This is a genomic window from Pseudorhodoferax soli, from assembly GCF_003337555.1.
In the GTDB taxonomy this organism is placed as follows: Bacteria; Pseudomonadota; Gammaproteobacteria; order Burkholderiales; family Burkholderiaceae_C; genus Pseudorhodoferax; species Pseudorhodoferax soli.
On record NZ_QPJK01000007.1, the window covers coordinates 341,871 to 367,188 of the forward strand.

Below are 25,318 nucleotides of genomic sequence, written 5' to 3' on the forward strand. Positions count from 1 at the left end.
TGGGCGGTCGACGAGGCGGCATGCCCCGCCTTCACTCCTTGACCGAGCCGGTCATGCCCGACACGTAGTACTCGACGAAGAACGAGTAGATGAAGGCCACCGGCAGCGAGCCCAGCAGCGCGCCGGCCATCAACGGGCCCCATTGGTAGACGTCACCCTGCACCAGCTCGGTCACCACACCCACGGGCACCGTCTTGACCTCGGACGAGGAGATGAAGGTCAGCGCATAGATGAACTCGTTCCACGACAGCGTGAACGCGAAGATGCCGGCGGAGATCAAACCGGGTACGGCCAGCGGCAGCACCACCTTGATGAGGATCTGCCAGCGCGTAGCGCCGTCGATCAGCGCGCACTCTTCCAGCTCCATGGGAATGGAGCGGAAGTAGCCCATCAGCAGCCAAGTGCAGAACGGGATCAGGAAGGTCGGGTAGGTCAGGATCAGCGCCAGCCGGGTGTCGAACAGCCCGAGGTTGAACACCACGTTGGCCAGCGGGATGAACAGGATCGATGGCGGCACCATGTAGGCCAGGAAGATCGACAGGCCGACGTTCTTCGACCCGTTGAAGCGCAGCCGCTCGATCGCGTAGGCCGCCAGCACCGAGGCCACCAGCGACAGCACGGTGGAGACCACGGACACCAGCACCGTGTTCCACAGCCATTGCGGGTAGGTGGTCTCGAACAGCAGCTTGTGGAAGTGCGTCAGCGTGGGCTTGACCACCCAGAACGGGTTGCCGTCGCGTGACAGCAGCTCTGCATCCGGCTTGATCGAGGTGATCACCATCCAGTAGAACGGAAACAGCAGCACGATCAAAAAGACGACCAGCGGCAGGTAGACCGTCACCAGCTTGCGTGGGATCGAGTCCAGGTACGACATGCCGACGGCGTCGACATCAGTGGCTTTGCTCATGTCAGTCTTTCCCACCCTGTTGCCATGCCCTGCGTTGCAGTCCGAAGAAGCTGAACAGCACGCAGGCCAGCAGGAACGGCACCATCGCAATTGCGATCGCCGCGCCTTCGCCGAGCGCACCGCCCGAGATCGCGCGCTGGAACGACAGCGTGGCCATCAGGTGCGTGGCATTCAGCGGGCCGCCGCGCGTGATCACGTAGATGAGCTGGAAGTCGGTGAAGGTGAACAGCACCGAGAACGTCATCACCACGGCGATGATGGGGGTCAGCAGCGGCAGCGTGACATGCACGAACTGCTGCCAGCGCGAGGCGCCGTCGATGGCCGAGGCCTCGTAGTACGAGGGCGAGATCGTCTGCAGCCCGGCCAGCAGCGTGATGGCCACGAAGGGCACGCCGCGCCACACGTTGGCGATGATCACCGCGATGCGCGCGTTCCACTCGTTGCCCAGGAAGTCGATGTAGGTGTCGATCAGCCCCATCTTCACCAGCGCCCAGCTGATGATGGAGAACTGCGAGTCGTAGATCCACCAGAAGGCGATGGCCGACAGCACGGTGGGCACGATGTAGGGCAGCAGGATGACGGCGCGGAAGAAGGTCTTGAAGCGGATGTGCTTGTTCAGCAGCAATGCCAGCCACAGCCCCAGGCCGAACTTCAGGACGCTGGCCACCACCGTGTAGAACAAGGTGTTGAACAGCGCCAGCCGCGTGACCGAGTCGTTCCAGAGGTAGATGTAGTTTTCCAGGCCGACCCACACGCCGGCGCGGCCCACCTTGGTGTCGGTGAAGCCGAGCCAGGTGCCCAGGCCCAGGGGATAGGTCAGGAACAGCAGCAGCAGCACCGCCGCTGGCAGCATGAACAGGAAGCCGAGACCGTTGCGGCTGTTTTGCAGTCGGGCGAGCATGCAGACCCTAGACAGGAGCCATGGAAACTCCGGCCCAGCGCACGCACCAGGCCGGAAGGCGGCAAGGTGCTAGACCTTGTAGTAGCGCTCTGCGCGCTTCTGGGCGCGTTCGGCCGCTTCCTTTGGGCTGCGCGAGCCGCTGGCGGCCTCCGCCACCATGTTGGCGACGATGAAGTCGGCGCCCGCGCCGGCCGATGCATAGCCGAGCTTGCCTTCGTAGCCGGACGGCCGCATGTTCTTCACGCAGTCGCGGTACGGCGTGTGCTTGGGATCGGAGGTCCAGATCGGGCACGACTCGTAGGCCGCCAGCGGCTGGCCGATGTAGCCGCCCGCGCCGATCAGCCAGGCGTCGAACTGCTCGCGTTCCATCATGAAGCGCAGGAACTCCTTCGCCGCATTCGGGAACTTGGTGTACTTCATCACCATCTGGTTGAAGAACAGGTGCGACTCGGTCGGCACGCCGGCCGGGCCGATCGGGAACGACGCGTGGTTGATGTCGGCCGCCATCTCCTTGATCTTGGGGTCCGGCGAGTTCTTGGCCGCGTAGTAGATCGAGATGCCGTTGTTGGTGACGCTGATCTGCCCGTCCAGGAAGGCCTTGTTGTTGTTCGGGTCGAGCCAGGACAGCGTGCCCGGGATGAAATTGGCGTACAGCTCCTTGGCGTACTCCAGCGCCTTGATGGTCTCCGGGCTGTCGATCACGACCTTGTTGGTCTTGTCGACCAGCTTGCCGCCGTGCGACCAGATCAGCCAGTTGGTCCACAGGCTGTCGCCGGTGGCGTTGCCCAGCGCGTAGCCACCCGGCGTGCCTTTCTCCTTGAGCGCCTGGTGCAGCTTCAGGAAGCCGGCGGTGTCCTTGGGGAAGGTGTCGAAGCCAGCGGCCTTCACCATGCTCTCGCGGTACACGATCATCGAGCCGGATGCCCCCAGGCCCAGGCCCAGCCAGCGCTTGCCGTCGGGCCGCAGGTACTGCTGCACGGCCGGGTACCAGCCGCCGTACTTCTTGCCCAGGTACTCGGCCAAGTCGGTCACATCGAGCAGCTTCTCGGGGTAGAGGTTGGCATCGTCGTTGGTGGACAGGATGATGTCCGGCCCGGCGCCAGTATTGGCCGCCACGGCGGCCTTGGGGCGCACATCTTCCCAGCCCTCGTTGTCCACGCGCACCTCGACGCCGGTGGCCTCGGTGAACTTCTTGACGTTGGCCATGTAGGCGTCGATGTCGCCCTGCACGAAGCGGCTCCAGCGCAGCACGCGCAGCTTGGCGCCCTTCTCCGGCGTGAACTTCAGCGTCTGCGACCGTGCGAACGGCGAGAACAGCACGCCGCCGGCACCGATGGATGCCACGGCGGCCGCGCCGGCCGAGCCCTTGAGAATGCTGCGCCTGCGTCCTTGGAACTCACTCATGCCTGTCTCCTTGCGTTGGTCTGAAAAAGCTCATGCCACCAGCCGTTGGCCGGTGCCCGCGTCGAACAGATGGGCCCGCGCGAGATCGGGCTGCAGATGGATCAGCGTGCCGGGCGCGAAGTCGTGGCGCTCGCGGAACACGGCCGACAGCTCGGCGCCCTCGTGCCGGCAGGCGACGAAGGTGTCCATGCCCGTGGGCTCGAGCACGGCCACCTTGGACGGAATGCCGGTGGAGCCCAGCGTCAGGTGCTCGGGCCGCGTGCCGTACACCACGCTCTGCCCGTCCTGGCCGCCGCTGCCCAGCGGCGCGGCCAGCCGTGTGCCGTCGCGCAGTTCGACCTCGGCGGCGCCGGCCACATGGCGCAGCGTGCCGGGCAGGAAGTTCATCGAAGGCGAGCCGATGAAGCCGGCCACGAACTGGTTGGCCGGCCGGTCGTACAGCTCCAGCGGGCTGCCGGTCTGCTCGATGCGGCCGTCGCGCATCACCACGATCTTGTCGCCCATGGTCATGGCCTCGATCTGGTCGTGCGTGACGTAGACCGAGGTGGTCTTGAGCCGCTGGTGCAGCTCCTTGATCTCGCTGCGCATGGCCACGCGCAGCTTGGCGTCCAGGTTGGACAGCGGCTCGTCGAACAGGAAGACCTGCGGATCGCGCACGATGGCCCGGCCCATGGCCACGCGCTGGCGCTGCCCGCCCGACAGCTGGCGCGGATAGCGGTCCAGCAGCGGCACCAGGGCCAGGATCTCGGCGGCGCGGTTGACCTTGGTGTCGATGGTGGCCTTGTCGGTCTTGGCCAGGGCCAGCGAGAAGGCCATGTTGTCGCGCACCGTCATGTGCGGATACAGCGCGTAGTTCTGGAACACCATGGCGATGTCCCGCTCCTTGGGCGGCAGGTCGTTGACACGCTTGTCGCCGATGCGGATCTCGCCGCCGTTGATCTGCTCCAGCCCCGCGATCATGCGCAGCAGCGTGGATTTGCCGCAGCCCGAGGGCCCGACCAGGACGGTGAAGGAACCGTCCTGGATGTCGATGTCCACCCCGTGCAGGATGGGCACATCGCCGAAGTTCTTCTTCACACCCTGGATCGTGACGCTGGCCATGCGCTGCGCTCTGTTGTTGGTTGGGGGGACGAGCACTCGTCGGAGCACTCCGAAGCCCGCGCAGTATCGGCACGGCGGCACCGCTTGGCATCAGGGAAATCCGGTAGGCGGAAACCCGGCAATTTGTATGATGACCCGATTAAAGTACAGCGCATTTTGACGACCGATCGAACGTGCCCCACCGCCTCGTAGCCCCTGCTCCGCCCGCGGCCGAACCCCTGCGGCAGGAGGCGGATCGGCTGTCCGACCGGCTGGCCCACCGGCTGGCGCAGCAGATCGCCAGCGGTGCACTGCTTCCGGGCGCGCGGCTGCCCACCGAACAGCAGCTGGCCCAGACCCATGGGATCTCGCGCACCGTGGTGCGCGAGGCCGTGCACCAGCTCAAGTCGCTGGCGCTGGTGGTCTCGCGCCAGGGCTCGGGTGTGTACGTGGCCACGGCGCCTGCCCACCAGCCGCTGGCCTTCGATCCGCGCGTGCTGGGTTCGGTGGAGGCCGTGGTGCATGTGGTGGAGGTGCGCCGCGTGCTCGAGGGCGAGATCGCCGCGCTGGCGGCCGAGCGCGCCACGCGCAGCCAGATCGCCGGCATGCGCCGCCAGCTCAAGGCCATCGACCAGGCCGTGGACGAAGGGCGCGATGGTGTCGCCGAAGACCTGGGCTTTCACCGCCTCATCGGCGAGGCCACGGGCAACCCGCAGTTCCGGCTGCTGCTCGGCTTTCTCGAACAGTACCTGCGCGAAGGCATGCGCATCACGCGCGGCAACGAGGCCCGCCGCTCCGATTTCATGCAGGCCGTGCAGCTGGAGCACCGCGCCGTGGTCGATGCCATCGCGGCGCGCGACCCGGCCGCCGCGCGGCGCTGCGCGGTGGACCACATCCTGCACGGCGAACAGCGCCTGGTCGAAGGCGGCGTGATCACCGGCCAGCGCAAGAAGACTTCCCAACCCCCCTCACAAGGACGACTCTCATGAAACTCCTCATCACCGGCGGCGGCGGCTTCGTCGGCGCGCGCCTGGCGCGCACGCTGCTGGCCCGCGGCCAGCTCGACGGCAAGAAGATCGAACGCCTGGTGCTGACCGACATCGCGCCGCCGCCGGCGGACCTGCTGGCAGATGCCCGTGTCGAGGCACGCACGGGCACGCTGCTCTCGCAGACCGAGGCGATCGGCAAGGAAGACTTCGACGGCGTGTTCCACCTGGCCTCGGCCGTCTCGGGCGAATGCGAGCTCGACTTCGAACTGGGCCTGCGCTCCAACCTGGACAGCACCCGCGCGCTGCTCGATGCATTGCGTGCGCGCACGGCCGCCACCGCCAAGGTGCCGCGCTTCGTGTTCTCCAGTTCCGTGGCGGTGTTCGGCCCGGATCCTTCGTTCGCCTGGCCCGGCACCGTGGCCGACGACACGTTGCCCGCGCCGCAGACCTCCTACGGCACGCACAAGCTGATGTGCGAGTACCTGATCGCCGACTACACGCGCAAGGGCTACCTGGATGGCCGCAGCGCGCGCCTGATGACGGTGACGGTGCGCCCCGGCAAGCCCAACGGCGCGGCCTCGTCGTTCTTCAGCGGCATCATCCGCGAGCCTCTGGCCGGCGTCGAATCGGTGTGCCCGGTGGACCCAGAGGTGTCGCACCCGATGTCCTCGCCCTCCCAGACCGTCAACGGGCTCATCACGGTCTACGAGGCCACGCGCGAGCAGCTGAATGGCCGCCTGGCGCTGAACCTGCCGGGCCTGAACGTGCGCGTGGCCGACATGCTGGCCGCGCTCGAAGAGGTGGCCGGCCCCAAGGTGCGCGCACTGGTGCGCTTCGAACGCGACGAGCGCATCGCCGCCATCGTGGCCAACTGGCCCAGTGGCGGCACCGCCAAGCGCGCCGAGAAGCTGGGGCTCAAGCCCTACAGCCAGTTCGCCGAGATCATCCGCGAGTACATCGCCGACTGCCAGGCCGGCCCCAACGCCGCAGAGACTCTCAAGGGCATGCAATGAGCAAGAAGAACACCACGGTGAAAGCACCGGCCAGCGCGGCCAGCAAGGCGGAAGCCGCGCACGCGACCAAACCGCAGAAAGCTGCGAAAGCGGCGAAGACCGCCCGCACCGCCAGCACCGGACCACGCCTGCGCTCGCAGGCCTGGTTCGACAACCCGTCCAACGCCGACATGACGGCGCTCTACATCGAGCGCACCATGAACTTCGGCCTGTCGTTCGAGGAACTGCAATCGGGCCGGCCCATCATCGGCATCGCGCAGACCGGCTCGGACATCGCGCCCTGCAACCGCCACCACATCGTGCTGGCCGACCGGGTCAAGGAAGGCATCCGCGATGCCGGCGGCATCGCGTTCGAGTTCCCGATCCACCCGATCCAGGAAACCTGCAAACGCCCCACGGCCTCGCTGGACCGCAACCTGCAGTACCTCTCGCTGGTCGAGATCCTGTACGGCTACCCGATTGACGGCTGCGTGCTGACCACGGGCTGCGACAAGACCACGCCGGCCCAGCTGATGGCCGCCGCCACTGTCGACATCCCGGCCATTGCGTTGAACTCCGGCCCCATGCTGAACGGCTGGTTCCAGGGCGAGCGCACGGGCTCGGGCACCATCGTGTGGAAGGCGCGCGAACTCATGGCCGCGGGCGAGATCGGCTACCCCGAGTTCCTCAAGCTGGTGGCCTCCTCGGCGCCGTCCACGGGGCACTGCAACACCATGGGCACCGCGTCCACCATGAACGCGCTGGCCGAGGCCCTGGGCATGACGCTGCCGGGCAGCGCCGCCATTCCCGCGCCCTACCGCGACCGCCAGGAGATGGCCTACCTCACGGGCAAGCGCATCGTGGAGATGGTGCGCGAGGACCTGAAGCCCTCGGACATCATGACGCGCGCGGCCTTCGAGAACGCCATCGTCATCAACTCGGCCATCGGCGGCTCGACCAACGCGCCGGTGCACCTGAACGCCATCGCCAAGCACATCGGCGTGCCGCTGGACAACGACGACTGGGAGAAGCACGGCTACAAGGTGCCGCTGATCGTGAACCTGCAGCCGGCCGGCAAGTACCTGGCCGAGGACTACTACCGCGCCGGCGGCCTGCCCGCCGTGGTGGCCGAGCTGATCGCCAAGGACAAGATCCAGCCCGCGGTCACGGCCAACGGCAAGACGCTGATCGACAACTGCACGGGCAAGTTCAGCAGCGACCGCGACGTGATCCTGCCCTTCAGCAAGCCGCTCAAGAAGGACGCCGGCTTCCTCAACTTCAAGGGCAACCTGTTCGACTCGGCGATCATGAAGACCAGCGTGATCACGCCCGAGTTCCGCCAGCGCTACCTGGAGAACGCGGCCGACCCGATGGCCTTCGAAGGCGAGGCCGTGGTGTTCGACGGCCCGGAGGACTACCACGCGCGCATCGACGATCCCAAGCTCAGGATCACGGCGCAAAGCGTGCTGTTCATGCGCGGCGTGGGGCCGGTGGGCTACCCGGGCGCGGCCGAGGTCGTCAACATGCGCGCGCCGGACTACCTGCTCAAGAAGGGTGTCACCGCCCTGCCCTGCATCGGCGATGGCCGCCAGTCCGGCACCTCGGGCTCGCCCTCCATCCTGAACGCCTCGCCCGAGGCCGCCACCGGTGGCAACCTGGCGCTGCTCAAGACCGGCGACCGGGTCCGGATCGACCTCAAGAAGCGCCGCGCCGACATGCTGGTGTCCGACGAGGAACTGGCCAAGCGGCGTGCCGCGCTGGAGGCCCAGGGCGGCTACCAGTTCCCGCCCAGCCAGACGCCCTGGCAGGAGATCCAGCGCGCCGTGGTCGGCGAGCTGGCGGACGGCATGGTGCTCAAGCCGGCCGTGAAGTACCAGAAGATCCACGCCACCTTCGGCGTGCCGCGCGACAACCACTGAGCCACCGCTCCCGGCCGGCGCCCGCGCGCCGGTCGGCGTCACGGCGCTGTAACAACACTGTCATCGGTCGATCCTAGGATCGCGGCGCGCTGCATGGCATCTGCCATCGCGTTCCCATCCAAAACAACAGGCTCGTGTAGAGCCCAGACCGATGTCCAACCTCCCTACGACTCCCGTCCAGTCACGCCGCCGCATGCTCCAGTTGCTGGCCGGCGCCCCCATGTTGCCGCTGGGTACCGGTGGCCTGCTCGCCTCCACGCTGGCCGCCTGCGGCGGTGATGACGACGACACCTTGCGCTTCTCCTCCGCCGCGTTCACGGGCATGGCTGCGCCCGCGGCCAGCAACCCGGCCGCGCTGGCCAGCACCACGGTGGGCTCCAGCCTCAAGGTGAGCTATGGCGACGGCACCAGCACGACCTACCAGCTGGCCTACCAGCCCTTCTTCCTGACGGGCCAGCTGGTCACCGGCACCAGCGGTGCCAAGGTCGTCGCCGGCGGCTACTACGACATCAACAACCAGCCCATCATCGACAAGAGCGTGCCCGGCCAGGAGCGCCAGTTCTTCTCCGACTGCCCCGACGGCACCTCGCTGCTGACGGTGGCCGGCGCCGCGGCCAACACGGTGTTCGCCGTGGTCCAGTTCGAGTACACGACGGCCGACCAGTCCGGTGCCAGCACCTACGGCACGCTGCCCTCGCCCATCGCGGTGCTGACGCTCAAGCAGGACCCGGCCAACGGCCACCTGAGCCTGGACAAGTACCACAACGTGGACACCTCCGCCGTGCACGGCCTGTGGATCACCTGCGGCGCCAGCCTGTCGCCCTGGGGCACGCATTTGTCCAGCGAGGAGTACGAGCCCGACGCCTTCAACCAGGGCCTGGCCGGCCAGACCCTGGCCACGCTCAAGGCCTACAGCAAGAACGTCTACGGCAACGAGACCGGTGCCAAGGCCTACAACTACGGCCACCTGCCCGAAGTCACGGTCAAGGCCGACGGCACGGCCACGATCAAGAAGCACTTCTGCCTGGGCCGCATCTCGCACGAACTGATCCACGTGCTGCCCGACGAGCGCACCGCGCTGATGGGCGACGACGCCACCAACGGCGGCTTCTTCATGTTCGTGGCCGACACCGCGCGCGACCTGTCCGCCGGCACGCTCTACGCGGCCAAGTACCTGGACAAGCTGACCGACACCTCGACCGCCAGGATCCAGTGGATCAAGCTGGGCCATGCGACGAGCAAGGAGATCGAGGATCTCGTGAACGTGGCGAACATCCAGCCCACCGACATCATGGACTCGACGACGACCGACCCGGGCGACGCCAGCTACACCAAGATCGTGCTGAACAAGAAGACCGCCTGGGTGCGCGTGAAGCCCGGGCAGGACAAGGCCGCCGCGTTCCTGGAGACGCACCGCTACGCGGCGCTGAAGGGCGCCAGCATGGCCTTCACCAAGATGGAAGGCACGACGGCCAACGCCAAGGACAAGGTGGCCTACTCGGCATTGGCCAACATCCAGGACTCCATGGTCGTGGGCGGTTCGGGCTATGTGGAAGCGAACAACGTGGCCTTCCCGAAGATCACGGCCGGTGGCGTGCTGGCGCACGACATGGCCGGCGGCCAGAAGGACAGCGGCGCCGTCGCCATCAACAGCGAATGGGTGCCCACGCAATCGCGCCTGCTGCTGCGCGGCGAGGACATCGCCGCCGACGCGCTGGGCAACACCGCCAACCCGGCCAAGGTCGCCAGCCCCGACAACCTCAAGTTCTCCGAGAAGCTGCGCACCCTGTTCATCGGCGAGGACAGCGGCAACCACCTGAACAACTTCCTGTGGGCCTACAACGTGGACACCAAGGCGCTGGAGCGCATCCTGTCCTGCCCGGCCGGTGCCGAATCGACCGGCCTGCACGCGGTGGACGAGATCAACGGCTGGACCTACATCATGAGCAACTTCCAGCACGCCGGTGACGAGTGGAGCCGCTTCCCCGCGCTCGACGCCACGCTCAAGGGCCAGATCGACGCGCTGATCAACATCAACTACGGCAACAAGCACAGCGCCGCCGTCGGCTACCTGACGGCCACGCCACAGCAGCCCAAGCTGGGCAGCTGAGCCCCAGCCCCCGGCACGGGCCCGGCGGCCGGTCTGCAAGGACCGGCCACCGGGCCTTTTTGTCTTGCCGTTGCGCAACACCGCCCCGGTCGCCCCCTGGCAGGCAATTCCGTTCTCCGGAATTGAAGGCTGCCGCCTGCTTCGCATCGACGAAACAATGGCTGCACCACCAGCCAGAGGCGACACACCATGTACCGCAACGATCTCCTGAAGGGCCAGCGCATCCTCGTGACCGGCGGTGGCACGGGCCTGGGCGCCGAGATGGCAGCCCGCTTCGCCAGCCTGGGCGCCGCGCTGCTGCTCTGCGGCCGCCGGCCCGAGGTGCTGGAGGCCACGGCGCAACGCCTGCGCGCCGACGGCGGCGCCAGCGTGACCGTGCTGGCCTGCGACATCCGCCAGCCCGAGTCGGTCGAAGCCATGCTGGACGCGGCCTGGCGCGAGGGGCCGGTCGACGCGCTGGTCAACAACGCCGCGGCCAACTTCATCGCCCAGACGCACAGGATGTCCACGCGCGCCATGGACGCCATCCTCGCCACCACGCTGCACGGCACGCTGTACTGCACGCATGGCATGGGCCGGCGCTGGATCGACGCCGGGCGCGGCGGCAGCGTGCTGAGCATCCTGTCGACGTCGGTGCGCACGGGCCGGCCGTTCACGGTGCCCTCGGCGATGGCGAAGTCCGCCGTGCTGGCGATGACGCGCAGCCTGGCGATGGAATGGGGTGGGCGCGGCATCCGCCTCGTGGCCATCGAGCCCGGCCCTTTTCCCACCCCCGGCGCGACACGGCAGCTGCTGCCGCAGTCGCGCGCCGCCGGCCGCACGGCCACGCTGCGCAATCCGCTGGGCCGCACCGGCCGCCCCGAGGAGCTGACGAGCCTGGCGGCCTTCCTGCTGTCGGCGGACGCGGCCTACATCAACGGCGAGTCCATCGCCATCGACGGCGGCGCGCACCTGCGCAGCTCCGGCGCGGAAGACCTGTGCGAGTGGACCGACGCCGACTGGGACGCACACCGCGCCCGGCGCAGCTGAACGGGGCCCCGAGAACACCGAAGGAGACAGACATGGAATTCGAACTCAAGGAAGAGTGGCGGATGCTCAAGGACCTCGTGGCCCGCTTCGTGCGCGAGGAGCTGCTCCCGCTGGAGCCCGCGCTGCTGCAGCGCGAGACCGAGGGCGGCGGCATCTCGCTGACGGAAGAAGAGAGCGCCCGCATCGACCGCCGCTCGCGCGAGCTGGGCCTGTGGGGGCTGGATGCGCCCGAGTCCATCGGCGGCTCCGACCTGCCGGTGGCGGCCATGGTCGGCGTCAACGAGGAGATGGGGCACAGCATCGTGCACTACTACCTGCCGCCCGACACGCCCAACCTGCGCCTGCTCATGCTGGCGGCCACGCCCGAGCAGAAGAAGCGCTATCTGGAGCCCTATGTGCGCGGCGAGATGAAGTCGGCCATCGTGATCTCCGAGCCCGGCGCGGGCGGCGATCCGTCCGGCCTGTCGACGCGCGCGGTGCGCGACGGCGACCACTGGGTCATCAACGGCCGCAAGATCTGGATCTCCAACCTGGAGCGGGCCGACTTCGGCATCGTGATGGCCCGCACCTCGGGCACGCCGGGTTCGCGCGGCGGCATCTCGGCCTTCATCGTGGACAAGGGCACGCCGGGCTTCATCCCGGCCCGCAAGATCCCCATGATCGGCGGCAGCGCCACCTGGGAGGTGGTGTTCGAGGACTGCCGCGTGCACGAGAGCCAGCTGCTGGGCGTGCAGGACCAGGGCTTCAAGCCGATGCAGGCGCGGCTCGGTGCACGCCGCGTGCAGATGGCGGCCTGGGCCATCGGCAAGGCCCAGCGCGCGCTGGACATGCTGTGCACCTATGCGCCGCAGCGCAAGACCTTCGGCCTGCCGCTGTCCGAGCGCCAGGCGATCCAGTGGTGGATCGCCGACGCCGCCACGCGCATCCACGCCACCCGGCTCATGACCTACGAATGCGCCTGGCGCATCGACCGCGGCATGGACGTGCGCACGCAGACCTCGATGGTCAAGGCCTATGCCACCGAGATGGCCTGGGAGGTGATCGACCGCGCCATGCAGACCTTCGGCGCGATGGGCATGACCAAGGAGTTGCCGCTGCAGCAGATGGCCAATGCCGTGCGCCTCATGCGCATCTACGAAGGCCCCACCGAAGTGCACCGCATGGTGGTGGCACGCAACACGCTGGCGCGGTTCCGCTGACCGCCCGCCGCACGACGCGCCGGCCAACGCAGCCGGCGCGCGGGCCGTTCACCACCGCAGGAGACAAGAATGCACACGAGACGACGCGCCTTCGTCGCGGCAGCCGTGGCCTGGCCGCTGGCGCGGCTGCACGCCCAGGCCTGGCCGAGCCGGTCGATCACCATGCTCGTGCCCTCGACGGCCGGCGGCGTGGTCGACATTTCCGCCCGCCTGCTGCAACCCGGCCTGTCGACCGAGGTCGGCCAGCCCATCGTGGTCGAGAACCGGCCCGGCGGTGGCGGCCACATCGCCGCGCAGACGGTGGCCCGCGCCACGCCCGACGGCTACACGCAGCTGTACTCGGCCGGCAGCATCCTGATCTCCGGCGTCGTGCGCAACCTGCCGTACGCGCCCATGAGCGACCTGGTGCCGGTGTGCCGCATCACCATGGGCGGTTTCCTGCTGCTGGTGCCCGCGAACTCGCCGTTCAAGACGCTGGCCGAGCTGATCGCCTTCGGCCGCGCCCACCCCGGCAAGCTCAGCTTCGGGTCGAGCAGCGTGGGCAATTCCACCCACATCGCGGGCGAGATGCTCAACCTGCTGGCCGGCGTGCAGGCCGTGCACGTGCCGTACCGCGGCAACGTGCAGTCGCTGACCGACCTGGCGGGCGGGCGCATCGACTTCGCGTTCGACAGCCGCTCGCCGGCGGCGGTGTTCCTGCGCGCCGGGCAGATCCGGCCCATCGCCGTCACCAACACCGAGCGCCAGGCCGACTACCCGGACCTGCCGGCGATCGCAGAGCAGGCGCCGGGCTACGGCATCGAGGGCTGGACCGGGCTGTTCGTGCCCGCCAGGACGGGCCCCGACATCGTGGCCAGGCTCGGCGCCGCTGCGCAGCGCGTGGTGTCCGACCCTGCCGTGGTGCAGCGCTTCGTCACCACCGGCGGTGCGCCGCCGGCCTTCCTGGGCCCGGCCGATGCGCTGGCCTACATGCAGCTGGACCACGAGCGCACGGCGCGCGTCGTCCGGCAGGCCAACATCACGGCCGGCTGAACGCGCATGGCAACGCCTTCGCATGCGCCCCTCGCCGGCCTCAAGGTGCTCGACCTCGGCCAGATCTACCAGGGCCCCTACTGCGGCTTCCTGCTGGCCATGGCCGGCGCCACCGTGGTGAAGGTCGAGCCGCCCGGCGGCGAGGCCGGCCGCGCCCGCCGCGCCGCCACGCTGCCGCTGGCCATGCTCAACGGCAACAAGCGCGGCATCGCCCTGAACTTCAAGCATGCCGAGGGGCGGCGCCTGTTCGTGGAACTGGTGCAGCAGTTCGACGTGGTGCTGGAGAACTACGCCCCCGGCGTGATGGACCGCCTGGGCATCGGCGCCGAGGTGCTGCGCGCCGCCAACCCGCGCCTGGTCTACGCATCCGCGTCGGGCTATGGCACCTGGGGGCCGGACCGCGACCGCCTGGCCATGGACCTCACGATCCAGGCCACCAGCGGCGCGATGGAGGTGACGGGCTGGCCCGACCGGCCGCCCGTCAAGGCTGGCCCGGCGTTCGCCGACTTCCTGGGCGGCACGCACCTGTACGCGGCCATCATGACGGCGTTGTACGAACGCGAGCGCACCGGCGTAGGCCGCCGGGTCGAGATCGCGATGCAGGACGCCATGTACCCGCCGATGGCCTCGAACCTCACCGTGTTCTTCGAGAACCCGCAGGCCCAGGCGCGCACCGGCAACCGCCATGGCGGCCTGGGCCTGGCGCCCTACAACGCCTACCGCGCATCCGATGGCTACGTGACCATCATGTGCGTGACGCCCGGCCACTGGGGCAAGCTGGTGCACGCCATGGGCCGGGCCGAACTGGCGGACGACCCGCGCTACGCCGACCACGCGGCGCGCGCCGCACTCATGGAAGAGGTCGATGCGCTGGTGGAAGGCTGGACGCAACGGCACACGCGGGCCGAACTGCAGGCGCTGGCCCAGGCGCACCACTTTCCCTGCGCGCCGGTGCGCGGCCTGGCTGAGGTGGTGAACGACCCGCACCTGCATGCACGCGGCATGTTGCGGCACTGCCACCACCCGGAGCTGGGCGACGTGGTGCTGCACAACAGCCCGCTGCGCTTCGACGGCTTCGACCCGCTGGCGCTGGTGCGCGAACCGCGGCTGGGCGAACACACGGGTGAGGTGCTGGCCGAGTACCTGGGCATCGACGCGGCCGAACTCGGGCGGCTGGCGCAGCTGGGTGCGGTCGCCACCGTGCCGGCCGAACCGGGCGCGGCTTGACGCGCCGCTGCTCAGGCCGCGGCGCGCCGGATGCGCTCGGCCGTTTGCAGCAGCAGCTCGCCGTAGCGGCATTCCGCCGCGTGCGCCTTGTCGTCGGCGGGCGCCCGGTAGCTGATGTTCAGCGCATGCAGCGGGTGCCCGGGCAGCGCCAGCGGCGTTGCCACCGCCATCACACCGCTCCGGTGGTCGCGGCTGCAGTAGCCGTCGCGGCCGATGGCGGCCAGCGCGCCGCTGATCTCGCGGCGGATGGGCCCCCAGCGGTCGGCGTAGCGCTGTGCCAGCACCGACAGCATCTGCTTGCGCGCCGCCGGCGCCAGCCCGGCCAGCCAGGCCTGCCCCAGCGCCGTCTCGGCCATGGGCAGCCGCGTGCCGGCAATGATGTGGCGGAAGATGCCCAGCTGGCTCTTGCGCACCGAATCGAGGTAGACCACGTCGCAGTCGTCGGCCAGCGCCAGGCCGACATTGATGCGCTGGCCTTCCGAGACTTCGCGCATGAACGGCAGCGCCGCCTGCAGCACGGCCGAGCCGCTGCGCACCGCCAGGCCCAGGCCCAGGAACGGCGCGCCGAGCCGGTACAGGCCCGTCGCCGCCTCGTGGTCGAGGAAGCCCGCCGACACCAGCGTGGCGGCCAGGCGGCTGACGGTGGCGCGCGGGAAGCCCGTGCGCTCGGCCAGTTCGGCATTGCTGAGCGAGGTGATGCCGGGGCGGAACGCGCGCAGAACCTGCAGGCCCCGCTCCAGCGACTGCACGCCCGGCGTGTCGCGCACGAATACGCCCGACTCGCGCGTGCGGCGGCGCGAGGACGGAGGAACGGAGCGGGGAGCGTCGGCCGGCATCGAATCCATCATACGGAGCCGCCTGCACACGTGGCACGCGGCATGCTTGCCGGTCCGCGGCCCGGTGTCATGCCGGTGACCCGCCGGGACGGTCCAATGCCACAAGGGAGAACCACATGAACAAACTTTCTGCTGCCGCGCTGCTGTGCGGCGCGCTGCTCGGGGCGAGCGCCCAGGCCGCGCTGGTCCGCGTTGCCTCCGACACGGTCGGCGGCACCTTCCAGTACGACTTCGACGCCGGCATCCAGGTGGGCGCCGACAGCCGGGCCGACGTGCAGTGGCAGCAGTTCAGCACCACCACGCGCGGGCTGACGGTCGCGTTCCTGAGCTCGGCCACGCTGCTGTCGCTGGGTAGCGTCAATTTCGACGCCATCACCGAGAGCGTGCTGATGGGCCTGTCCTACAGCACTGCAGACATCCCTGGCCCGCCGGACGCCGCCAGCCCGCTCGGGGTCGGCGGCGTCTTTGCCGTGAAGACCAACCTGGGCAACTATGCCAAGGCCATCGTGACCGGCTACGCAGCCGGTGCGAACGGCACGGACTTCTACGACCTGCAGATGGACTACGCGCTCTACGACGGCCAGCCGGTCGGCCCGATCGGCGAGCTGCCCGAACCCGGGGCACTGGGACTGTTCGCGCTCGGTGCGGGTGCACTGGGTTGGACACGCCGCCGCAAGCCGGCGCCAGCCAGCCAGCGCTGAGCCGCAACCCGGCGGCCGCCGCTGCCGTCGGCCCGGCAGGCCCATCGCAGCGCACCGCTGCCGTCCTCGCGCGCGCCACGTAAACTGCCGCGCCATCACCTTGGCCTGCAGGCCCGGTGCGCCGATGCGCCCGGGACGCGCCGGCCGTTCTGAACGAAAGAGGACCACCGCATGCGTATCCGCACCCCGCTCGCACTCGCCGCCGGCACCGCCCTGCTCGCCCTCGGCCTGGCCTCGGCCCCCGCCCACGCCGGCAAGACGCTGGACGCCGTCAAGGCGCGCGGAACCGTCAAGTGCGGCGTGACCAACGGCGTGGCCGGCTTCTCGGCCCCCGACACCCAGGGCAACTGGTCGGGCCTGGACGTGGACACCTGCCGCGCCATCGCCGCCGCCGTGCTCGGCGATCCGAAGAAGGCCGAGTTCGTGCCGCTGAACTCGCAGCAGCGCTTCGCCGCACTGCAGGCCGGCGAGGTCGACATCCTCACGCGCAACACCACCTGGAACATGACGCGCGACGCCTCGCTGGGCCTGCACTTCACCACCGTCAACTACTACGACGGCCAGGGCTTCCTGGTGCCCAAGAAGATCAAGGTCACGAGCGCCAAGCAGCTCAAGGGCGCCACCATCTGCACCCAGGCCGGCACCACCAACGAGAAAAATGTGGCCGAGTGGTCCAAGGCCCAGGGCGTGCCTGTCAAGACCGTCGTGTTCGAGAGCTTCGAGGCCTCCTTCAAGGCCTTCTTCTCGGGCCGCTGCCAGGCCTTCACGACCGACACCTCCGCGCTCGCCGGCCTGCGCAACAAGGAAGCGCCGAACCCCGACGACTACCTCATCCTCCCCGAGCTGATTTCCAAGGAGCCGCTGGCTCCGGCCGTCAAGCGCGGCGACGACGAGTGGTTCGCCATCGTCAAGTGGGTGCCCAATGCGCTGATCGAGGCCGAGGAACTCGGCATCACGCAGGCCAACATCGACCAGCTGCGCGCCGGCAGCAAGGACCCCGCACAGCAGCGCCTGCTGGGCACCGGCGACGACCTGGGCAAATTGCTGGGGCTGGACAAGGACTGGTCCTACCACGCCATCAAGGCAGTGGGCAACCACGGTGAGATGTTCGAGCGCAACGTCGGCCCCAAGTCGGCCCTGCAGCTCCCGCGCGGCGTCAACAACCTGTGGAACAAGGGCGGCCTGCTGTACGCCATGCCGGTGCGGTGAGCGCCGCGCCGGGGCGTCCCGAAAGACCTCGCGCAGCGGGGAGCGCGGGGGCCTTGTCCGCTGCGGCCCGCGTGCCAGCGGCGCTGTGGGCGCTGGTGGTGTTCGCTGCGGTGGCCGCCGCGCTGTGGCTGCTGCGTGCGGTGCCTGGCGTCGGCAGCCTGTGGGGCTGGCTGGCCGGGCAATTCGGCTTCCTGCAGCAGCCGGCCGGGTTCGGCATCGCCGAGGGCTGGCTGGCCTTCGACTCGGGTGACAGCTATGCGCGCGCCTTCGCGGCCGGGCTCGTCAACACCGTGCGCGCGGCGGTGCCGGCTGCCGTGCTGGCCGTGGTGCTGGGCACCTTGCTCGGCATTGGCCGGCTCACCTCGCACCTGCTCGTGCGCGCGCTCTGCACGGCCTATGTGGAAACGCTGCGCAACGTGCCGCTGCTCGTGCAGCTCCTGATGCTGTACTTCGCGCTCACGCACCTGCTGCCCGACTCCACCGAGCCCGTGCAGCTGCTGCCCGGCTGGTGGCTCAGCAAGGGCGGGCTGGCGCTGCCGTGGCCCGTGCGCGAAGAAGGCGCCTGGTGGCCCAGCCGGCTCGACTGGCCCGAGGCCACCGCCTTCAACGTGATCGGCGGCGCGGCGCTGAGCCCCGAGTACCTCACCATCGTGCTGGGCCTGGGGCTCTACACGGCCGCCTTCGTGGCCGAGATCGTGCGCGCCGGCATCGGCTCGGTGGCGGCCGGCCAGAAACTCGCGGCCCAGGCCCTGGGCATGCAGCCGGGCCAGCAGCTGCGCCTGGTGGTGCTGCCGCAAGCGCTGCGCGTGATCGTGCCGGCGCTGACCAACCAGCTGCTGAGCCTCGTCAAGAACTCCTCGCTCGCCGTGGCCGTGGGCTACCCAGAACTGGTCTCGGTGGCCAACACCTCGCTGAACTCCACCGGCCGGGCCTTCGAGTGCATCGCCATCGTGATGGCGGTGTACCTGGTGCTGTCGCTGTCCATCTCGGGCGCCATGAACGTCTACAACGCCCGCGTGGCGCTGCGGGGGTGGCGGTGAGCCCGCACGCGCCGCCACGCTGGCGGGCTGAGCTGTTCGGCTCGCCCTGGCACACGCTGCTCACGCTGGCGCTGGCCGCGGTGCTCGGCTGGGCCGGTTGGCACGCCCTCGACTGGGCGCTGCTGCAGGCCATCTTCCGGCCCGATGCCGCGGCCTGCCGGGCGCTGGAGCATGGCGCCTGCTGGGGCGTGGTGGCAGAGAAGTGGCGGCCGCTGCTGTTCGGCCGCTACCCGTTCGAGGCGCAATGGCGCCCGGCCGTGGCCACGGTGCTGCTGTCGGCCACCACGCTGCTGTCGGCCTGGCCGCGCAGCTGGCGCTGGTGGCTGGCGCCGCTGTGGCTGGCGGTGCTGGCGCTGACCGTGCTGCTGATGGGCGGCGGTGCGCTGGGCCTGGCCAGCGTGCCCAGCAACCGCTGGGGCGGGCTGCCGCTGACCATCGGGCTGGCGGTGGTGGGCCTGGCCCTGGCCTTCCCGCTCGCGCTGGTGCTGGCGCTGGCGCGGCGTTCGTCCTGGCGGGCGGCGCGTGCGCTGTCGGCGGGCACCATCGAACTCGTGCGCGGCGTGCCGCTGATCTCGGTGCTGTTCATGGCCTCCTACCTGCTGCCGCTGCTGTGGCCGGCCGGCTGGCGGCCCGACGTGCTGCTGCGCGTGCTGGCCGGACTGGCGCTGTTCGTGGCGGCCTACCTGGCCGAGATCATCCGCGGCGGCCTGCAGGCCGTGCCCAGCGGCCAGGTCGATGCGGCCATGGCCATGGGCTTGTCGCGCTGGCAGGTGCAGCGCCACATCGTGCTGCCGCAGGCGCTGCGCATGGTGGTGCCGGCCCTGACCAACAACGCCGTGGGCACGCTCAAGGACACTTCGCTCGTGACCATCGTCGGCCTGTTCGAGCTGACCGGCGCGCTGAGCCTGGCGCTGGGCGGTGACCCGACATGGCGCCCCTTCTACCTGGAAGGCTACCTGTTCATCGCGCTCGTGTACTGGTGCATGTGCTTCGGCCTGTCGCGCTACAGCGCCTGGCTGGAGCGGCGGCTGGCCCAGAAGCCGTGAACGGATTCATCGCGCCCACGACGGGGTGCGGCGGGTCGCAGGCGTAGGCGCAGGCCGCCGCGCTGGCTGGTGCCAGGGCAAGGACTGCAACGCCCGCATGCGGCTTGTCGCGCCCCGGCCCGCAGGGCGAGGCCCAGGGCGCAGCCATGGCGCTGGCAGCTCGCGCTTGCGGGCCTCGCGTGGGCGCGAGGGATTCGTTGACCGCTTCTTGGATCACGCCAGGAGCTTGTAGAGGTAGGAGCGCGAGATGCCGAGCCGCTCGGCCGCGCGCTTCTTGTTGCCGCCGCAGTCGGCCAGCGTCTTCAGGGCCGCTGTGCGTTCGTGGTCCTTGAGCCGCGCGGGCTCCTCGCGCCGCGGCGCCGCCTCGGCCTGGGGCACAGCGCCACGGCCGAAGGCCTCCAGCGTGAGCCGCTCGGGCGGCGAGAACACCAGCGCCTCCTCGATGCGGTGGCGCAACTGGCGCAGGTTGCCGGGCCAGGGCTGGTCCGCCAGATGGCGCGCCACACCGGCGTCGATCTGCGGCACGGCGCGGCGGTTGCGCTGGCAGAAGGCTTCCACGAAATGCGCCAGCAGCGCCGGGATGTCCTCCAGCCGATGGCGCAGCGGCGGCACCTGCAGCGTCACGCCGCTGATGCGGTAGAAGAGGTCGTGGCGGAAGGCGCCGCTGGCGATGAGCGCGCCGATGTCGCGGTGCGTGGCCGACACCAGCCGAAAGCTCAGGCGCTTGGCGGCATGGCTGCCCAGCCGCTCGGCCACGCGCTCCTCGAGCACGCGCAGGAGCTTGATCTGCACATCCATCGGGATGTCGCCCACCTCGTCGAGGAACAGCGTGCCCTCGTTGGCCATCTCGAACTTGCCGGCGCGGCCCTGCTTGGCGCTGCCCGTGAAGGCGCCGGCCGCATGGCCGAACAGTTCGGACTCCACCAGGCTGCCGGGCACGGCCGCGAGGTTCAGGCTCACCAGGGCCTGCCCGGGCCGGCCCAGCGCATGGATGGCGCGCACCACGAGTTCCTTTCCGGTGCCGCTCTCGCCCTGCACGAGCACGGGCACGTCGAGCCGGGCCACGGCCTGCACTTCCTCGCGCAGGCGCTGCATGGCCTGGCTCTCGCCCACGAGTTCGGCCACCGCGCCGCGGGTTCCGCGCAGGCCGTCGAGCTCGCGGCGGTAGAACTCCAGCTGCGTGCGCAGCTGCTGCATCTCGGCGGCCATCTGGGCCACCGCCTCGGTGTCGCGGAACATGACCTGGCCCACCGCGCCGATGACCTGGCCATCGCGCCGCACCGGCCGCCGGTTCACCACGCGCGTGACGGCATTGCCGAACTCCAGCGGCTGGCCGATCTCGGCCTTGCCCGACGCGACCACGGCACGCAGCCGCGAGTTGCGGATCACCTGCTCCACGGGCTTGCCCGCGCCGCCACCCGGCTGCAGGCCCAGGAACTTCTCGTGCACGGGGCTCACGTAGCGCATGGTGCCGGTGTGGTCGGCCACCGTGATGCCCTGGTAGGGGTCGGAGAGGATCTGCTCGAAGATGTCGAAGGCGAACGGCACGGCCGCGACGAAGTCCAGCAGCGTGGCGCCCGCGTCGGCCGGGCGCAGCAGCACGATCTCCAGGCCATCGGCACGCAATGCGGTGGCGATGCCCGGCCCCTGTGGCAACGGCAGTTCGAACAAGGTGCGGTCGCCCGCGCGGGCCAGTGCCGCGGCCAGGGCCCGCTGCACGGCGTCGCCGGCCGCCAGGCCCAGCGCGGCGACCACGGCGCCATGGCGCCGCACAAGCACGCCCAGGGGCGCGCTGGAAATCTGTTCTTCAGGCATACACGGAGACACAGCGAGGACAGTGAACTGTAGCCATGGAAGACATTTTCGCCAGCAACACGGGCGACAGCGCCGCGGGAGACGCCTTGGCACGGTCGCTGCAATACAAGGTGCATGACAAGCACTCCGCCCTCCCCCGATGCGATCAGCTACTTCGGCATCGAAGTGCCCTTCATGCAGCACATCGGCCTGCGCCCGCTGCTGCTGGACAGCGACCGCTGCCACACCCTGCTGGCCATGCGGCCCGACATCGTCAACAGCCGCGGCGACATCCATGGCGGCACGCTCATGAGCGCGTTCGACTTCACGCTGAGCGGGGCAGCGCGCGCGCACGACCCCGAGCGCCTGGGCGTGATCACCGTGGACATGACCACGCACTTCTACGAGCCCGCACGCACCGACCTCACCGTGATCGGCCGCTGCACGCGGCGCGGCAGGTCGCTGGCGTTCTGCGAGGGCGAGATCGTCGACACGGCCGGCACCGTGGTGGCGGTCGCGCGCGCCGTCTTCAAGCTGGTCGTGCGCCAGCCCGCCTGACACCCATCCCAACACGACAACACCGGAGACTCCCTTGAACAAACTGCTCATCGCCAACCGCGGCGAGATCGCGCTGCGCGTGCAGCGCGCCGCGCGCGACCTCGGCATCGCTACCGTGGCCGTCTATGCCCAGGACGACGCCGCCGCGCGCCACCGCCTGCTGGCCGACGAGGCCCATGCGCTGGCCGGCAGCGGCCCCGCCGCCTACATCGACATCGCCGCCATGCTGGCCGCGGCCCGCGCCACGGGCTGCGATGCCGTGCACCCGGGCTACGGCTTCCTGAGCGAGCGCGCCGACTTCGCCCAGGCCTGCGCGGACGCCGGCATCCGCTTCGTCGGGCCCACGGTGGAGCAGCTCGCGCTGTTCGGCGACAAGGGCCGCGCGCTGCAGCTGGCGCGCAGCTGCGAGGTGCCCGTGATGCCGGCCACGGCGGGCGCGGCCACGCCGGAGCAGATCGCGGCCTTCTTCGACGCCCAGGGAGGCACCGGCATCGTGATCAAGGCCGTGGGCGGCGGCGGCGGGCGCGGCATGCGCGTGGTGAACCGCCGCGAAGACCTGGAGCAGGCCTACGCGCGCTGCCGCTCCGAGGCCGCCAGCGCCTTCGGCGTGGACGCGCTCTACGCCGAGCGCCTGGTGGTCCGCGCGCGCCACATCGAGGTGCAGATCGCCGGCGACGGCGAACAGGTCGTGGCGCTCGGTGAGCGCGATTGCACGCTGCAGCGGCGCTTCCAGAAGCTCGTGGAGATCGCGCCCAGCCCGGTGCTGTTGCCCGCGCTGCGCGAGCGCATCGTCGGCGCGGCGCGGCTGTTGGCCCAGCGCGTGCAGTACCGCAGCCTCGGCACCTTCGAGTTCCTGGTCGAGGAGAACACGGCCGGCGCGCAGACCGGCTTCGTCTTCATCGAGGCCAACCCGCGGCTGCAGGTGGAGCACACGGTCACCGAGCAGGTCACGGGGGTGGACCTGGTTGCGCTGCAGCTGGGCCTGGCGGCCGGCCGCAGCCTGCGTGAACTGGGCCTGGACCCGGCCGCACCGCCACAGCCACGCGGCTTCGCGATCCAGGTGCGCGTGAACGCCGAGGCCAGCGACGCCCAGGGCCAGGCCCGGCCCGCGCACGGCCGGCTCGAGCGCTTCGAACTGCCGGCCGGCCCGGACGTGCGCGTGGACACCCACGGCAGCACCGGCTATGCGCCGCCACCCAGCTTCGACACGCTCTTGGCCAAGCTCATCGTGACCAGCCAGAGCAGCCGGTTCGGCGACGCGGTGCGGCGGCTGCAGCGCAGCCTGGCGGAGTTCCGCATCGCCGGCATCGCGACCAACCTGGACCTGCTGCGCGCGCTGGTGGCGCGCCCCGACTTCGCCGCGCAGGACGTGCACACGCGCCACTTCGAGGCCATCGCGCCCGAACTGCTGGCGGCCGCCGCCGCCATCGCCGAGGCCGAGCGCGCACGCGATGCGGCGCTGGGCGTGGCCAGCGCCGCCACGCCCGTCGCCGCCGCCCCAGCCGAGCAGGCCGCACCGGCCGGCACGCTGGCCGTGCGCGCGCCACTCAGCGGCCGGGTGGTCGAGGTCTCGGTGGCGCCGGGCGCGCTCGTGCAGCCGGGCCAGGCCGTGGCCGTGCTGGACGCCATGAAGATGGAGCACAGCGTCGCCGCCACGGCCAGCGGCCGCGTGCTGGCGGTGCAGCTGGCACCCGGCGCGCAGGCGGCCGAGGGCCAGATCCTGGTGCTGCTGGAACCGGTGGAAGGCGATGCGGCCGCCGTCCAGACCACCGAAGCGCTGGACCCGAACGCCATCCGCCCCGACCTGCAGCGCGTGCTGGACCGCCATGCCCCGCTCTACGACGCGGCCCGCCCCGAGGCCGTGGCGCGCCGGCGCGCACGCGGCCAGCGCACGGCCCGCGAGAACCTGGCCGACCTGGTCGATGCCGACAGCTTTGTCGAGTACGGCGCGCTGGCGCTGGCCGCGCAGGCCAGCCGCCGCAGCCAGGCCGACCTGATTGCCAACACGCCGGCCGACGGCCTCATCACCGGCATCGGCAGCATCAACGGCGCGCTCATCGACAAGACCCGCACGCAGAGCGCCGTGATGGCCTACGACGCCACCGTGCTGGCCGGCACCCAGGGCAAGCGCAACCACATCAAGACCGACCGCATCGTCGAGGTGGCGCTGCGCGACGAACTGCCGCTGGTGCTGCTGGCCGAAGGCGGCGGCGGGCGGCCCGGCGACGTGGACTTTCCCTCGGTCTCGGGGCTCTACCAGCCCTCGTTCGCGGCCTTCGCCGACCTCAGCGGCCAGGTGCCCGTGGTCGGCGTGGTGTCGGGCCGTTGCTTTGCGGGCAACGCGGCCTTCCTGGGCTGCTGCGACGTGATCATCGCGGACCGCTCGGTCAACATCGGCATGGCCGGGCCGGCCATGATCGAAGGCGGCGGCCTGGGCATCTACCGCCCCGAAGACGTGGGCCCGGCGCCCGTGCAATACGCCAACGGCGTGATCGACGTGCTGGTCGACAACGAGGCCCAGGCGGTGCACGTGGCCAAGCACTATCTCTCGATGTTCCAGGGGCCGGTGGCCCAGTGGAGCGCGCCCGATGCGCTGCAGCTGCGTCAGGTGGTGCCCGAGAACCGGCTGCGCGTGTACGACACGCGCCGCGCCATCGAGGGCATCGCCGACAGCGGCAGCGTGCTGATGCTGCGCGGCGGCTTCGGCCTGGGCATCCACACGGCGCTGGCGCGCGTGGAGGGCCAGCCCGTGGGCATCATGGCCAACAACCCGCACCACCTGGGCGGTGCCATCGACGCCGACGCGGCCGACAAGGCGGCGCGCTTCATGCAGCTGTGCGATGCGCATGGCCTGCCCATCGTCTCGCTGATCGACACGCCCGGCTTCATGGTCGGACCCGAGGTCGAGGCCAAGGCCCAGGTGCGCCATGTCTCGCGCATGTTCCTGGTGGCGGCCAAGCTGCGCGTGGCGCTGCTGGCCGTGACGCTGCGCAAGGGCTACGGCCTGGGCGCCATGGCCATGGCCGGCGGGGGCTTCCGCTCGGCCAGCTTCACCGTCTCCTGGCCGACGGGCGAGTTCGGGCCCATGGGGCTGGAAGGCGCGATCACGCTGGGCTTCAAGAAGGAGTTGGAGGCCGTGCCCGACGGCCCCGAGCGGCGCGCGCTGTACGACAGCCTGGTGGCCAAGGCCTACGAGCGCGGCCACGCGATCTCGACCGCCGCGGCGGTGGAGATCGACGCCGTGATCGACCCGGCGCAGACACGCCAGTGGATCGCCAAGGGCATCGCCTCGGCCAGGCTGCGCGGCCTGCGCGCACGCCGCGGCTTCGTGGACGCGTGGTGAGC

General features: G+C 70.1%; 20 protein-coding genes. 14 read left to right on the plus strand and 6 right to left on the minus strand.

The features are described from left to right. Positions 1-31: 31 nt before the first annotated feature. The 4 genes from DES41_RS24675 to DES41_RS24690 form a co-directional block, all read right to left on the minus strand. A complete protein-coding gene (locus DES41_RS24675) occupies positions 32-907 on the minus strand; it encodes a carbohydrate ABC transporter permease (RefSeq protein ID WP_114470313.1) in 876 nt (291 codons plus the stop codon). Position 908: 1 nt separating this feature from the next. Further along, positions 909-1,808, minus strand: coding sequence for a carbohydrate ABC transporter permease (locus DES41_RS24680; RefSeq protein WP_114470314.1), 900 nt, complete (start codon positions 1,806-1,808; stop codon positions 909-911). A 69-nt stretch (positions 1,809-1,877) separates the two neighbouring features. After that, positions 1,878-3,212, minus strand: coding sequence for an ABC transporter substrate-binding protein (locus tag DES41_RS24685; protein ID WP_114470315.1), 1,335 nt, complete (start codon positions 3,210-3,212; stop codon positions 1,878-1,880). Positions 3,213-3,242: 30 nt separating this feature from the next. Next, positions 3,243-4,313 (minus strand): ABC transporter ATP-binding protein, encoded by a 1,071-nt coding sequence (locus DES41_RS24690; RefSeq protein ID WP_114470316.1) that lies wholly within the window; start codon positions 4,311-4,313, stop codon positions 3,243-3,245. A 173-nt stretch (positions 4,314-4,486) separates the two neighbouring features. Here DES41_RS24690 and DES41_RS24695 point away from each other — a divergent pair, with 173 nt between their 5' ends. The 8 genes from DES41_RS24695 (at position 4,487) to DES41_RS24730 (ending at position 14,789) form a co-directional block, all read left to right on the plus strand. After that, positions 4,487-5,281 carry a FadR/GntR family transcriptional regulator gene (locus DES41_RS24695; RefSeq protein ID WP_245965858.1) on the plus strand — a complete coding sequence of 265 codons (795 nt, stop codon included), beginning with the start codon at positions 4,487-4,489 and terminating at the stop codon, positions 5,279-5,281. After that, a complete protein-coding gene (gene denD, locus DES41_RS24700; protein ID WP_114470317.1) occupies positions 5,278-6,294 on the plus strand; it encodes a D-erythronate dehydrogenase in 1,017 nt (338 codons plus the stop codon). Before DES41_RS24695 ends, denD begins: the two co-directional genes overlap by 4 nt. Further along, positions 6,291-8,192 (plus strand): IlvD/Edd family dehydratase, encoded by a 1,902-nt coding sequence (locus DES41_RS24705; RefSeq protein WP_114470318.1) that lies wholly within the window; start codon positions 6,291-6,293, stop codon positions 8,190-8,192. The genes denD and DES41_RS24705 overlap by 4 nt, the downstream gene beginning before the upstream one ends. A 151-nt stretch (positions 8,193-8,343) precedes the next feature. Next, complete coding sequence (locus tag DES41_RS24710) at positions 8,344-10,302, plus strand: PhoX family protein (RefSeq protein ID WP_114470319.1); 1,959 nt, start codon at positions 8,344-8,346, stop codon at positions 10,300-10,302. Between the two features lie 189 nt (positions 10,303-10,491). Beyond that, positions 10,492-11,331: an SDR family oxidoreductase gene (locus DES41_RS24715; protein WP_114470320.1), complete on the plus strand. Its 840-nt coding sequence runs from the start codon at positions 10,492-10,494 to the stop codon at positions 11,329-11,331. A 32-nt stretch (positions 11,332-11,363) separates the two neighbouring features. Beyond that, positions 11,364-12,530 carry an acyl-CoA dehydrogenase family protein gene (locus DES41_RS24720; RefSeq protein ID WP_114470321.1) on the plus strand — a complete coding sequence of 389 codons (1,167 nt, stop codon included), beginning with the start codon at positions 11,364-11,366 and terminating at the stop codon, positions 12,528-12,530. A 69-nt stretch (positions 12,531-12,599) separates the two neighbouring features. After that, positions 12,600-13,562 carry a Bug family tripartite tricarboxylate transporter substrate binding protein gene (locus DES41_RS24725; protein WP_114470322.1) on the plus strand — a complete coding sequence of 321 codons (963 nt, stop codon included), beginning with the start codon at positions 12,600-12,602 and terminating at the stop codon, positions 13,560-13,562. A gap of 6 nt (positions 13,563-13,568) precedes the next feature. Further along, positions 13,569-14,789, plus strand: a complete 1,221-nt coding sequence (locus DES41_RS24730; protein ID WP_114470323.1) for a CaiB/BaiF CoA transferase family protein — start codon at positions 13,569-13,571, stop codon at positions 14,787-14,789. Positions 14,790-14,800: 11 nt separating this feature from the next. Here the strand turns inward: DES41_RS24730 and DES41_RS24735 are convergent, their stop codons facing one another. Next, a complete protein-coding gene (locus DES41_RS24735) occupies positions 14,801-15,625 on the minus strand; it encodes an IclR family transcriptional regulator (protein WP_211333069.1) in 825 nt (274 codons plus the stop codon). Between the two features lie 116 nt (positions 15,626-15,741). Between DES41_RS24735 and DES41_RS24740 the strand changes: the two genes are divergently transcribed. The 4 genes from DES41_RS24740 (at position 15,742) to DES41_RS24755 (ending at position 19,621) form a co-directional block, all read left to right on the plus strand. Next, the gene (locus DES41_RS24740) at positions 15,742-16,326 is read left to right on the plus strand and encodes a PEP-CTERM sorting domain-containing protein (protein ID WP_114470325.1); all 585 of its coding nucleotides are present in this window, start codon (positions 15,742-15,744) and stop codon (positions 16,324-16,326) included. 171 nt (positions 16,327-16,497) lie between these two features. Beyond that, positions 16,498-17,535 carry an amino acid ABC transporter substrate-binding protein gene (locus DES41_RS24745; protein ID WP_114470326.1) on the plus strand — a complete coding sequence of 346 codons (1,038 nt, stop codon included), beginning with the start codon at positions 16,498-16,500 and terminating at the stop codon, positions 17,533-17,535. Between the two features lie 53 nt (positions 17,536-17,588). Then, complete coding sequence (locus DES41_RS24750) at positions 17,589-18,575, plus strand: ABC transporter permease subunit (protein WP_114470327.1); 987 nt, start codon at positions 17,589-17,591, stop codon at positions 18,573-18,575. After that, entirely contained in the window at positions 18,566-19,621 is a 1,056-nt protein-coding gene (locus DES41_RS24755; protein WP_114470328.1) for an amino acid ABC transporter permease, read from the plus strand. Before DES41_RS24750 ends, DES41_RS24755 begins: the two co-directional genes overlap by 10 nt. Before the next feature lie 213 nt (positions 19,622-19,834). On the opposite strand, the gene DES41_RS24760 is transcribed toward DES41_RS24755, so the two are convergent. Then, entirely contained in the window at positions 19,835-21,436 is a 1,602-nt protein-coding gene (locus DES41_RS24760) for a sigma-54 interaction domain-containing protein (protein ID WP_114470329.1), read from the minus strand. A gap of 114 nt (positions 21,437-21,550) precedes the next feature. On the opposite strand from DES41_RS24760, the gene DES41_RS24765 reads away from it, so the two are divergent. Both DES41_RS24765 and DES41_RS24770 read left to right on the plus strand, forming a co-directional pair. Next, entirely contained in the window at positions 21,551-21,973 is a 423-nt protein-coding gene (locus tag DES41_RS24765; protein ID WP_114470330.1) for a PaaI family thioesterase, read from the plus strand. A 34-nt stretch (positions 21,974-22,007) separates the two neighbouring features. Then, positions 22,008-25,316, plus strand: coding sequence for an acetyl-CoA carboxylase family protein (locus tag DES41_RS24770; RefSeq protein ID WP_114470331.1), 3,309 nt, complete (start codon positions 22,008-22,010; stop codon positions 25,314-25,316). Positions 25,317-25,318 lie beyond the last annotated feature (2 nt).